Annotated in this window: 10 protein-coding genes; 5 read left to right on the plus strand and 5 right to left on the minus strand. The window is 71.5% G+C overall.

Annotated features, from left to right (window positions below; translation table 11 throughout):
- Positions 1–13: 13 nt before the first annotated feature.
- Both ACTMTU_RS27515 and ACTMTU_RS27520 read left to right on the plus strand, forming a co-directional pair.
- Complete coding sequence (locus ACTMTU_RS27515; protein ID WP_441266142.1) at positions 14–1,156, plus strand: ABC transporter ATP-binding protein; 1,143 nt, start codon at positions 14–16, stop codon at positions 1,154–1,156.
- Positions 1,153–1,980, plus strand: a complete 828-nt coding sequence (locus ACTMTU_RS27520; protein ID WP_441266143.1) for an ABC transporter permease — start codon at positions 1,153–1,155, stop codon at positions 1,978–1,980. Before ACTMTU_RS27515 ends, ACTMTU_RS27520 begins: the two co-directional genes overlap by 4 nt.
- 8 nt (positions 1,981–1,988) lie before the next feature.
- Here ACTMTU_RS27520 and ACTMTU_RS27525 read toward each other — a convergent pair whose 3' ends face one another.
- Complete coding sequence (locus ACTMTU_RS27525) at positions 1,989–2,318, minus strand: ATP/GTP-binding protein (RefSeq protein ID WP_441266144.1); 330 nt, start codon at positions 2,316–2,318, stop codon at positions 1,989–1,991.
- Positions 2,319–2,532: 214 nt separating this feature from the next.
- On the opposite strand from ACTMTU_RS27525, the gene ACTMTU_RS27530 reads away from it, so the two are divergent.
- Complete coding sequence (locus tag ACTMTU_RS27530; protein WP_441266145.1) at positions 2,533–3,564, plus strand: LLM class flavin-dependent oxidoreductase; 1,032 nt, start codon at positions 2,533–2,535, stop codon at positions 3,562–3,564.
- Positions 3,565–3,662: 98 nt separating this feature from the next.
- On the opposite strand, the gene ACTMTU_RS27535 is transcribed toward ACTMTU_RS27530, so the two are convergent.
- Complete coding sequence (locus tag ACTMTU_RS27535) at positions 3,663–4,055, minus strand: SCO5389 family protein (RefSeq protein ID WP_005311822.1); 393 nt, start codon at positions 4,053–4,055, stop codon at positions 3,663–3,665.
- Between the two features lie 244 nt (positions 4,056–4,299).
- On the opposite strand from ACTMTU_RS27535, the gene nucS reads away from it, so the two are divergent.
- Entirely contained in the window at positions 4,300–4,962 is a 663-nt protein-coding gene (gene nucS / locus ACTMTU_RS27540) for an endonuclease NucS (RefSeq protein ID WP_037773735.1), read from the plus strand.
- A 332-nt stretch (positions 4,963–5,294) separates the two neighbouring features.
- Here the strand turns inward: nucS and ACTMTU_RS27545 are convergent, their stop codons facing one another.
- From ACTMTU_RS27545 to ACTMTU_RS27555, 3 genes are all read right to left on the minus strand, one after another.
- Positions 5,295–7,721: an ATP-binding protein gene (locus ACTMTU_RS27545; RefSeq protein WP_441266146.1), complete on the minus strand. Its 2,427-nt coding sequence runs from the start codon at positions 7,719–7,721 to the stop codon at positions 5,295–5,297.
- Positions 7,722–8,108: 387 nt separating this feature from the next.
- Complete coding sequence (locus ACTMTU_RS27550) at positions 8,109–8,432, minus strand: STAS domain-containing protein (protein ID WP_018845393.1); 324 nt, start codon at positions 8,430–8,432, stop codon at positions 8,109–8,111.
- 194 nt (positions 8,433–8,626) lie between these two features.
- Complete coding sequence (locus ACTMTU_RS27555; RefSeq protein WP_441266147.1) at positions 8,627–9,475, minus strand: 3-hydroxyacyl-CoA dehydrogenase family protein; 849 nt, start codon at positions 9,473–9,475, stop codon at positions 8,627–8,629.
- Positions 9,476–9,718: 243 nt separating this feature from the next.
- On the opposite strand from ACTMTU_RS27555, the gene ACTMTU_RS27560 reads away from it, so the two are divergent.
- Positions 9,719–10,291: a cob(I)yrinic acid a,c-diamide adenosyltransferase gene (locus tag ACTMTU_RS27560; protein WP_441266148.1), complete on the plus strand. Its 573-nt coding sequence runs from the start codon at positions 9,719–9,721 to the stop codon at positions 10,289–10,291.
- Positions 10,292–10,369: the final 78 nt, after the last annotated feature.

A 10,369-nucleotide genomic window follows, 5' to 3' on the forward strand; every position in this document is an offset into this window, starting at 1 on the left:
ATGGGGCTGGAGAATGATCGAGGCAGTCGGCCTGACGAAGCGCTATGGCGCCAAGACAGCCGTGTACAACCTTTCCTTCCAGGTGCGGCCGGGCGCCGTCACCGGATTCCTCGGCCCCAACGGCGCGGGCAAGTCCACGACGATGCGCATGATCCTCGGCCTCGACCGGCCGACGTCGGGCCAGGTCACCATCGGCGGGCTCCCGTTCCGGCAGCTGCCGAACGCGCCCCGCCAGGTCGGCGCGCTGCTCGACGCCAAGGCGGTGCACGGCGGACGCACCGCCCGCAACCACCTGCTGTCGCTCGCGCAGCTCTCCGGCATCCCGGACCGCCGGGTCGACGAGGTGCTCGGCGTCGTGGGCCTTCAGGGCGTGGCGAAGAGGCGTTCCAAGGGCTTCTCGCTCGGCATGGGTCAGCGGCTCGGCATCGCCGCCGCGCTGCTGGGCGACCCTCAGGTGCTGCTCTTCGACGAGCCGGTCAACGGCCTCGACCCCGAGGGCATCCTCTGGGTGCGCAACCTGATGAAGCAGCTTGCCGCCGAGGGCCGTACGGTCTTCGTCTCCTCGCACCTGATGAGCGAGATGGCCCTCACGGCCGACCATCTGATCGTGATCGGACGCGGTCAGCTCATGGCGGACATGAGCGTGAAGGACTTCATCTCCCACAACTCGGCGGACTTCGCCCGGGTCCGTACCCCGCAGACGGAGCCCGAGCAGCGCGAGAAGCTCCTCGCCGCTCTGACCGAGGCGGGCGGCCAGGTGATGCCGGAGCCGGACGGCGCGCTGCGGGTGACCGGCCTGCCGCTGCCCCGCATCAGCGACCTGGCGCACGGCGCCGACGTGCGGCTGTGGGAGCTGTCGCCGCACCAGGCCTCCCTGGAGGAGGCGTACATGCGGATGACGCAGGGCGCGGTGGACTACCGCTCGACGGCGGACGAGAAGTCCGGGCTCATGCAGCAGCCGCCGATGGGACACGTCCCGCCGCAGCCGCACGTCCCCGAGGTGCCGCAGCAGGGCTTCTACGCCCCGCCGCCGCCCCAGCCCGGCCAGAACCCGTACGCGGCGCCGGCCGCGCCGCCCGCCGCCGCCCCGGCCGAGGCCCCCGCTCCCCCGGCTGCCGCCCCCGCCGACCTGACCAAGCCCGAGGACGCACGATGACCACTCCCTACCAGCAGCCCGGCTCGTACGCCTCCCCGATCCCGGTGCGCGGGGCCAGTCTCGGTGACGCGCTCCTGTCCGAGTGGACGAAGATCCGTTCCGTGCGCTCCACGATGTGGACGCTGGGCGTGATGATCGTGCTGATGCTCGGCATCGGTCTCGGTGTCGCCGCGCTCGTGTCCGCCGCCGGCGAATCGGCCGACATCGGTGACTCGTCCGCCCTCGGCATGGGCTTCTTCGGCGTCCTGCCCGGCTCGATCTGCGTGATGACCCTGGGCGTGCTCACCATCGCGTCCGAGTACAGCACCGGCATGATCCGGACGACGCTGACGGCCTGCCCGAGCCGCGGCCGGGTGCTGGCGGCCAAGGCCGCCGTCTTCTTCCTCCTGGTCCTCACGATCACGACTCTGGTAGCGGGCGTCGTCGCGGTCATCCAGAACGCGATGGTGGAGGCGGCCGAGCCCACCGGTGACGAATGGCTGCGCGCCTCCGTCGGCGTGGGTCTCTACATCGCCTCGCTCGGGCTGCTGTCTCTGGCCGTGGGCGCCATGATCCGGCACTCGGCCGGTGCGATCACCACCATGATCGGCGTGATGCTGCTGCCGCTGGTGGCGGCCATGTTCATGTTCTCCGAGTCGCTGCAGGACCTGCAGAAGTTCCTGCTGGAGTGGGCCATCCCGAGCCAGCTCATCGGCATCTACGGGGAGGCTGCGTCGGGCGGGTCCTCCGGTCCCCTCGGCTGGGAGCCGGTGTGGATCATGCTCGGTCTCGCGGTCGTGGCGCTCGGCGGCGCGTACGCGACGATGAGCAGCCGGGACGTCTGACCGCGCGCTCAGTACCTCGGCGCGTTCCTGGACCGCTGCACCTTCGAGGTGCGGCGGTCCTTCGCGTTCCAGCACGCCTTGTGCCAGTGACGGCGGTCGTCCACGCCGCCGTGCTCGGGCCAGGCCACCACGTGGGGCATGCCGGAGGCGATCTCCTGGTCGCATCCGGGGCAGCGGTACCGCTTGCCGGCGGCACTTGCACCCGCGACGTGGCGCACCGACCACTCCTCGCCCTGCCAGGACTCGCTGCTGCCGAAGCCGCCGTACCGGCCTGCGGGGTCGCTCGCTCGCTCGGTGGGCTTCTCGCCGCCTCGGGGGCGGTTGCGGCGCGGGGACACGTGACACCTCACGGGGCAAGTCAGGACAGTTGCCCGTACAGCGTACGGGCCCGGGCCGCGGCGCCCGTCCCTCCGACGGGTGCGCGCACGTCCTGCATCAGGGCCAGTTACCGGAAAATCGCAACAACTTCCCGTCTGCCCGTGCCTTTGGCACGTGTCAGGCGTTGTTGCCTGTAGGGGGAGTGACGCGTCGGCCGCAAGGAGGCAGAAGGCGATGCGCGTTGGAACGTTCGTACTGGCGGCCCAGTTCCCGGGCCAAGGACAGGGGGAGGCACTGCACCGGGCGGTGCGTTCCGCCGAGGTGGCGGAGGAAGCGGGCCTCGACGCCGTGTGGCTGGCCGAGCACCACTTCGTACCGTACGGGGTGTGCCCGTCCGCAGTGACCCTCGCGGCGCTGCTGCTCGGCCGCACCCGCCGTATCCGTGTGGGCACGGCGGTGAGCGTGCTGCCGAGCGCGCATCCCGTGGCGCTGGGCGAGCAGGCCGCACTGCTGCATCTCACGTCCGACGGGCGGTTCACCCTCGGAGTGGGACGCGGCGGGCCCTGGGTCGACCTGGAGGTGTTCGGCGCCGGCCTGGCCGCGTACGAACAGGGCTTCCCCGAATCCCTCGACCTGCTGCTGCGCTGGCTGCGCGAACCCCGCGTCGGCGCGCAGGGCGAACGGTTCGCCTTCCGCGAGGTCGCGGTGGTCCCCCGTCCCGACGAGCTGATCGACGGGCCGTCGGAAGGCCCCGAGGTGGTCGTCGCGTGCACGTCCCCGCAGAGCGTCAGGCTCGCGGCGGAGCGAGGCCTGCCGATGCTGCTGGGCATGCACTGCGGCGACCAGGAGAAGGCGGACATGGTCGCCCTGTGGCGTACGCACGCCCTCTCCTCCGGACACCCGGCCGCGAAGGTCGCGGCGGCCGGGCATGTGTCGGCCGGCGTCGTCCAGATCGCCGACCGCGCGGACGAGGCGGCGGAGACCCTCGTCAAGGCGATGCCCGGCTGGCTCAAGCAGGGCCTGGACGCGCATGTGACGGTCGACGGACGGCACCGCGCGATGCGCGACCCCGTCGCGTACACGGAGCTGCTCTGTTCCTTGCATCCGGTGGGGCCGCCGCGCCTGGCCGCGGACCGCCTTGCGGCGACCGCGGAGCGCACCGGCATCACACGTTTCGCGCTGCTCGCGGAGGGCTCCGGCGACCTCGCCACCACCGAGGAGAACGTCCGGCGGCTGGGCACGGACGTGCTGCCCCTGCTCGACTGACGCTCGTCCGTGTCCATGGTTGCGAGGTTCCGGGTCCGACGGTGCCGCCGCTCCGACATCTGTGCACCTCCAATGATGCGGAGCGGCAGCAAAAGACTTCAGCAGTCGCGCAGTTCGGGCGACTGATTGAGCAACTGACCCCGGATCGAGGTGAAGCGGGCGAGCCGCTCGTCGACCGAGGGGTCCAGCGGGAACACCGCGACGCGGTGGCAGTTCTGGAATGCCAGTCGCACTCCGAAGTGCCGCTGGAGCGCGCCGCGAATCGCGTCACTCGCGAGCGCGCGCAGCAGCTGACCACGTGCCTGCTCGTCCGGCGGAGGCGTCTGGTTGTCGGCGAACTCGCCGCCGTCCACCTTCAGCTGAGCCACCAGAGAACTGATCATCTCCCATGCGTAGGGCAGGGAGGTCCGGACGCAGTCGACGAAAGCTGCTTCGTCGACCTCGCCTCGCTCGGCCTGTTCCAACAGCGCCGGTGAGACGTCGAGCGACATGGGTTCTCCTCTCGCGACCCCGCAAAACGGGGCCTTACGGGCAGGGAAGGAGGAAGCGGACCGAACGACGGCATACCAATGCTGTACGGCGACGCAGAGTGCACGGCCGACGACCTCCTGTCTTCCACGGTAAGTGCGCCGACTTGAGCGCACCAGGAGATTGGGCACACAACCGGCCAAATAACGAAGGGCGCTTCCGGGGCGAATCGCGCAGCGCGGCGTCCTTCGAGTAGCGTTGCGGACCATGCGTCTCGTCATCGCCCGCTGCTCCGTGGACTACGCCGGCCGGCTCACCGCCCACCTGCCCTCCGCCCCCCGTTTGATCCTGGTCAAGGCGGACGGCAGTGTCTCCATCCACGCCGACGACAGGGCGTACAAACCGCTGAACTGGATGTCCCCTCCCTGCACATTGAAGGAGGGCGACGACAGCGTCTGGACCGTCGTGAACAAAGCGGGCGAGAAACTGATCATTACGATGGAGGAAATCCTCCACGATTCGTCGCACGAGCTCGGTGTCGACCCCGGCCTCATCAAGGACGGCGTGGAAGCGCACCTCCAGGAGCTCCTTGCCGACCGGATCGAGACACTTGGCGAGGGGTACAGCCTCATCCGCCGTGAATACCCCACGGCCATCGGCCCGGTGGACATCCTCTGCCGCGACGCCGACGGCGCGACGGTGGCGGTGGAGATCAAGCGCCGGGGCGAGATCGACGGCGTGGAGCAGCTCACCCGCTACCTGGAACTCCTCAACCGCGACCCGCACCTGGCACCGGTGAAGGGCGTCTTCGCGGCCCAGGAGATCAAGCCCCAGGCCCGGGTCCTGGCGACGGACCGCGGCATCGGCTGCGTGGTCCTGGACTACGACGCGATGCGCGGCATCGAGGACGACAAACTCCGCCTGTTCTGACGCCGCCGCCCCCGCCGGCGCGTTTCACACCGCCCGACGGCACCCCGCGCGGTGGCGCCGCTTCCCCGGGCCGGGCCGCGGTTCGGGGCGCAGCCCTCCAGGGACCCCGGGCCAGCCCCTCAGCGGTGCGGGGCCCGGTCCGCTGCGCCGGGGTTTCGGGCGTAGCCCGGCCCGGCTTTGCGACGCAGGCCCAGCTCCGTCAGGGGTCCTCAGGCCCAATCCCTCAGCGGTTCGGGGCGCAGCCCTGGCCCCGATGTGCGGGCGCAGGCCCGGTCCCGTTTCGGGGAGGGGCGGGGTGGGGGAAAGGGGCCGCGCCGACGAGACGCGACCCGTCAGATGATCGGCGGCGACGCGGAAGCCGGCCCGTCGCTCGTCATCGTCGCTTCGCTCGGCTCGCTCGCGGACGCGCTGCCGCCCGGGGCCGTGGACGTCTGGGAGGGCGTCGGAGTCGGGGTCGGGGTCGGGGTCTTCGTCGGCGAGGACGAGACCGTCGGCGGCGTCGCGACCGGCGGCGGCTTGGGGCTCGACGGCGGCTTCGGACTCGACGGCGGGCGCGAGTCCGAAGGGCTCTCCGGCCGCGACGAGCTCGGCGACGGGGTCTCCCCCGGTACCGACGGGCGGCCCGTCGACGCGGGCGTCGTGGCCGACGTGGACGAGCCCGTCGGCTTGGCGTCGTCCTTGTCGTCCGACGGATCGTCGGAGACGTCTGCCGTCGGGTCCTCGGCCGTCCAGTCGTCGTCGACGTCGTCCTCGTTCACCGGCTGCCCGTTGCGTACGTCGCTCCCGGGCGGCTCCTCCTGGTCGGAGGTCATGCCCAGGGTGACCACCGTGCCGAGGACCACCGCGAGCAGCGCACCCGCTCCCGTGGCGACGAGGTTGCGGCGGGCGCCCATGAGAATGGCCGCGCCCCGGCCCGCCGGGCGGCCGGGGCCGTCCGCCGGGGTCTCCTGCTGGTGCCCCGTCACCGGCGCGCTGGTCCCGCGGTCCTGCGACCCGGTCCGCGGCAGCCGCTTCGTCAGCGCCGAGCCGGGCACGCCCCTCGGGGGCGACACGGGTCCCGCCTCGCCCGGGGCGGCCGGCGCCGGTCCGGACTCGCGGTCGGCGACGAGCGCGAGGGCCCGGCGTCCGGCGACGGTGCCGCTCTTGTCGGCGAGCGCGCCGCGCATACCGATCGACGCCTCGAGCTCGGCCCTGGCCCGGTCCACGTTCCCGGTGCACAGCGCGAGGACGCCCAACTCGTGGTGGAAGTAGGCCTCTTCCGCGACCTCACCGGCGATGCGCGCGGCCTCTGAGCCCATCCGCAGGGCCCGCTCCCAGGCGGCCCACTGCCGTCCCGCGGCGAACGCCGGCGCGGCGCTGCGGGCGAGCAGGACGGCCGTGCTGGGGTGTCCGGCGTCCCGGCCGGGCACCAGGGCGCTCAGGGCGGCCAGCACGGCGTCCGCCTCCGCCACGGCCCGCTCGGGGCTGACGGAGGGGTGTCCGGCCCACCAGGCGTAGTGCTGCGCGGCGGTGTGCGCGTGGCCGACGGCGTCCTCGTCGTAGCCCTTCTCGCGGAGCTGGGCGAGCACACCGGCCGCCAGCCGGTAGCGCGGGCCGGCCGGGGAGAGCAGTCCGCAGTTCATCAGTTCGCCGAGTGCGGCGTCGGCGTGGGTGTCCCCGACGAGGGCCGGCAGGTGTGCCTGGTGCGGTACCTCGCCGCCGAGGGCGACCGCGAAGCGCAGGGTCTGCCTGGCCGAGTCGCTGAGCCGTGAGGCGAGCAGTGAGGCGGGCGCGGCACCCTCGCCGAGCGACGGCAGGGGTACGTCCTTGCCGCCGGCGGCCGCGAAGGGGGCGAACTCCTCGAAGGCCTCCGGATCGGCCCGCAGCTCGTCGCACTGGCGCAGCAGGGCGGCGGCCTGGACGAACCGCAGGGGCAGGCCCTCCGACTCGAACCAGAGGTCGCCCGCCCAGTTGGACTCCTCTTCTGTCAGCGGCCGGTCCACGGCCTTGCGCAGCAGTTCGAGGGCGGCGGCGCGGCCGAGGCCGCCGAGGAAGACCTCTTCGAGGTGCGAGCCCGCGCCGGGTGCGGCGATGTCCGGGGTGGCCGCGACGAGGAACGCGCATTCCGGTGCGGCGTCGAGCAGCTCGTCGAGGGACGCACCGCCGAACTCGAGGTCGTCGAGAATGACGACGGCTCCGATGTCGCGCACGAAGCCGGCGAGCGCGTTCCGGTCGGGGCGCATCCCTGGCGAGTCGTAGACGACCGTGAAGAGTTCGTGGAGCAGCTCAGCGGGCGTACGGCGGTGGCCGTTGAGACGTACGACCCCGTCGGGTGCGAAGGCGCCGCACTTCGCGGCGACGGCGTCGAGCAGCGAGCTGCGGCCGGAGCCCGCCGGGCCGGTGAGCCGGACGGACCGGCCGCTGCCGAGGAGTCGTACGAGCCGCGCGAGTTCCTCGTCGCGTTCGAGCAGCGGCGGGCGGGGGGCGGCGGGGCCGGGCGGCACGGGGGGCTGCGCGGCGCGGAGGAGCTCCGCGCGTTGCGCGGTGCTGCGGCGGGTCGGCCGGCCGGGCTGCTCGCCCCCTTGGCCGTCGGCCCGGACGGGCCCTCCGGGCGGGCAGGGTTCGATCTCGCTGCCGTCGACCGGGTTGATCGTGAGCAGGAAGTCGCCGGAGACGAGCTGGACCGTGCGCCGGGGCGTGGGCGTCGACTGTCCGGGCGTGATGGCGTCGCGCGGCGGTCGCACCGGTCCGGCGCCCTCGCCGAAGCTGTCGTTGTCCATGGTCAAAGCTCCCAGATCAGGTTCGCCCGGCCTTGTCGCCGCCAAGATCACTGTCTTGGGGCCGAAGCCGCGTGCGGTGCCTCCCGGCCTTCCTGCACGTCTTGTCGCCTCGGTCCGGAGCCCGCCTCATGGGTCCGTCGAAAGGGCAGGCGATCGAACCCTAGACGTTCGCCGCGCATCGCGAAACCTTCGGGGTGCCGCACGTCCCCGACGTCACGGTCTCAGGAGGATTGCGCTGCTCGCCCCGTTCGTGCCCCCGTCACACATGACGGGACGTTTCCTCCGCGGCGGCCCCGACCGCCGGCCGGCCGCGTGGCCGCGTCGCCGTACCCGTACCCACCCCGCCGCCGTGGCCGGCCTCGCGCCGGTCACCACCGGCGGCGGGGATCACACCCGAGGAAGCGATTCCGCAGCGAGGCCGCCCTCGATGGCGAGGATGCGGTGCAGCCTCGTCGCCACGAGCAGTCGCTGCATCTGCGGCGGCACACCACGGAGCACCAGCCGGCGACCGCATCTGCCGGCCCGCCGGTGCGCCCCCATGATGACCCCGAGCCCTGTGGCGTCCCAGGAATCGAGGTGGGTCAGGTCGAGCACCAGGTCGCCGGCTCCGTCGTCGACGGCCGAGTGCAGGACCGTACGGGCGTCCGCCGCGCTGCGGACGTCGAGGCGGCCCCCGACGACCAGCTCGGCGTGGTCGCCCCTGATGTGCATATGCGCTCCCCGAGTTTCCTTACAGTGCCCCGTGTTGGCCCCGTGTCGACTGTGCGGCTGACTGTTCTTCGGTTCTTCTCTGTCCTGCAACAACTGACTGCCGCGTAGGCGCAGGGGTTGCTACTTGTAAGCGAACCGATACCGAATTCACCCCGCCGGGTGATGTCGAACCGGTCGATAACGCCTCTTCGGCGTCAGTGCTTGTAGAAGCCCTGCCCGCTCTTGCGGCCGATGTCACCGGCATCCACCATCCGGCGCATCAGCTCCGGCGGCGCGAACTTCTCGTCCTGCGACTCGGTGTAGATGTTGCTCGTGGCGTGGAGCAGGATGTCGACACCGGTCAGATCGGCCGTGGCGAGCGGCCCCATGGCGTGTCCGAAGCCGAGCTTGCAGGCGATGTCGATGTCCTCGGCGCTCGCCACGCCCGATTCGTACAGCTTCGCGGCCTCGACGACGAGCGCCGAGATGAGTCGGGTGGTGACGAAGCCGGCGACGTCGCGGTTGACGACGATGCACGTCTTGCCGACCGACTCGGCGAACTCACGCGTGGTGGCGAGGGTTTCGTCGCTCGTCTTGTAGCCGCGCACCAGCTCGCACAGCTGCATCATCGGGACGGGCGAGAAGAAGTGGGCGCCGACGACGCGCTCCGGGCGTTCCGTCACCGCCGCGATCTTGGTGATCGGGATGGCGGAGGTGTTGGAGGCGAGGACGGCGTCGTCCCGTACGAGCTTGTCGAGCGCGCGGAAGATCTCGTGCTTGACCTCGAGCTTCTCGAACACCGCCTCGACGACGATGTCCGCGTCGGCGACGGCGTCGAGGTCGGTGGTGGTGGTGATGCGTGCCAACGCCGCGTCGGCGTCGGCCGCTTCGAGCTTGCCCTTGGAGACGAACCTGTCGTACGACGCCTTGATGCCGTCCCTGCCGCGGGTCAGTGCCTCGTCGGTGACGTCACGCAGAACGACGTCCCAGCCTGCCTGGGCAGAGACCTGCGCGATTCCGGAACCCATGAGTCCGGCACCGATGACGGCGAGCTTCCTGGCCACTGCGGCACTCCTTAACGACTGTTTACATGTGCGCTCTCTGCCGGAGATTAGCGGTCGTGAGGGGCCCCTGTGACCGTGAAGAGATGCGCGTCACGTCTCAGATGACGGACATCACACCGGGACGGCCCCTCCCGCTTCCCGGACCGCGCTCCGGGCGGCCTCGGCGCCGCGGGCCGGCGGCGCCGGCCGTGACGGTGGGCACACGGACCTGCCGCCGGCCCGGTGCCTAACTAGGCTGGCCACATGGTCAATCTGACACGCATCTACACCCGCACCGGCGACCAGGGCACCACAGCCCTCGGCGACATGAGCCGCACCGCCAAGACCGATCTGCGCATCTCCGCGTACGCCGACGCCAACGAGGCCAACGCGGTCATCGGCTCGGCCATCGCACTGGGGAAGCTGGACGAGGAGGTCGTGAAGGTCCTCGTCCGGGTGCAGAACGACCTCTTCGACGTGGGGGCGGACCTCTCCACGCCGGTCGTCGAGAATCCGAAGTACCCGCCGCTGCGGGTGGAGCAGTCGTACATCGACAAGCTGGAGGCGGACTGCGACCGCTTCCTCGAGGAACTGGAGAAGCTGCGCAGCTTCATCCTTCCGGGCGGCACGCCGGGCGCGGCACTGCTGCACCAGGCGTGCACGGTCGTACGGCGGGCGGAGCGCTCGACGTGGGCGGCGATGGAAGTGCACGGCGAGACGATGAACGCGCTGACGGCGACGTACCTCAACCGCCTCTCCGACCTCCTGTTCATTCTCGCCAGGGTGGCGAACAAGGAGGTCGGAGACGTGCTGTGGGTGCCGGGCGGGGAGCGCTAGCTGTATTGACCCGTGAGGTTGGGGACGCGGCTGGCGGGTGGGTGGCCTTTCAGTGCGGTGTGTCCGCGGTGGTGGTTG

The sequence above is a fragment of the Streptomyces sp. OZ13 genome (assembly GCF_052068155.1).
Taxonomy (GTDB): Bacteria; Actinomycetota; Actinomycetes; order Streptomycetales; family Streptomycetaceae; genus Streptomyces.

What these genes read in the sequence shown, in the direction of transcription:
- ACTMTU_RS27515 (WP_441266142.1), top strand. Translation starts at nt 14, where the DNA reads ATGATCGAGGCAGTCGGCCTGACGAAGCGCTATGGCGCCAAGACAGCC.
- ACTMTU_RS27520 (WP_441266143.1), top strand. Translation starts at nt 1,153, where the DNA reads ATGACCACTCCCTACCAGCAGCCCGGCTCGTACGCCTCCCCGATCCCG.
- ACTMTU_RS27530 (WP_441266145.1), top strand. Translation starts at nt 2,533, where the DNA reads ATGCGCGTTGGAACGTTCGTACTGGCGGCCCAGTTCCCGGGCCAAGGA.
- ACTMTU_RS27535 (WP_005311822.1), bottom strand. Translation starts at nt 4,055, where the DNA reads ATGTCGCTCGACGTCTCACCGGCGCTGTTGGAACAGGCCGAGCGAGGC.
- nucS (WP_037773735.1), top strand. Translation starts at nt 4,300, where the DNA reads ATGCGTCTCGTCATCGCCCGCTGCTCCGTGGACTACGCCGGCCGGCTC.
- ACTMTU_RS27545 (WP_441266146.1), bottom strand. Translation starts at nt 7,721, where the DNA reads ATGGACAACGACAGCTTCGGCGAGGGCGCCGGACCGGTGCGACCGCCG.
- ACTMTU_RS27550 (WP_018845393.1), bottom strand. Translation starts at nt 8,432, where the DNA reads ATGCACATCAGGGGCGACCACGCCGAGCTGGTCGTCGGGGGCCGCCTC.
- ACTMTU_RS27560 (WP_441266148.1), top strand. Translation starts at nt 9,719, where the DNA reads ATGGTCAATCTGACACGCATCTACACCCGCACCGGCGACCAGGGCACC.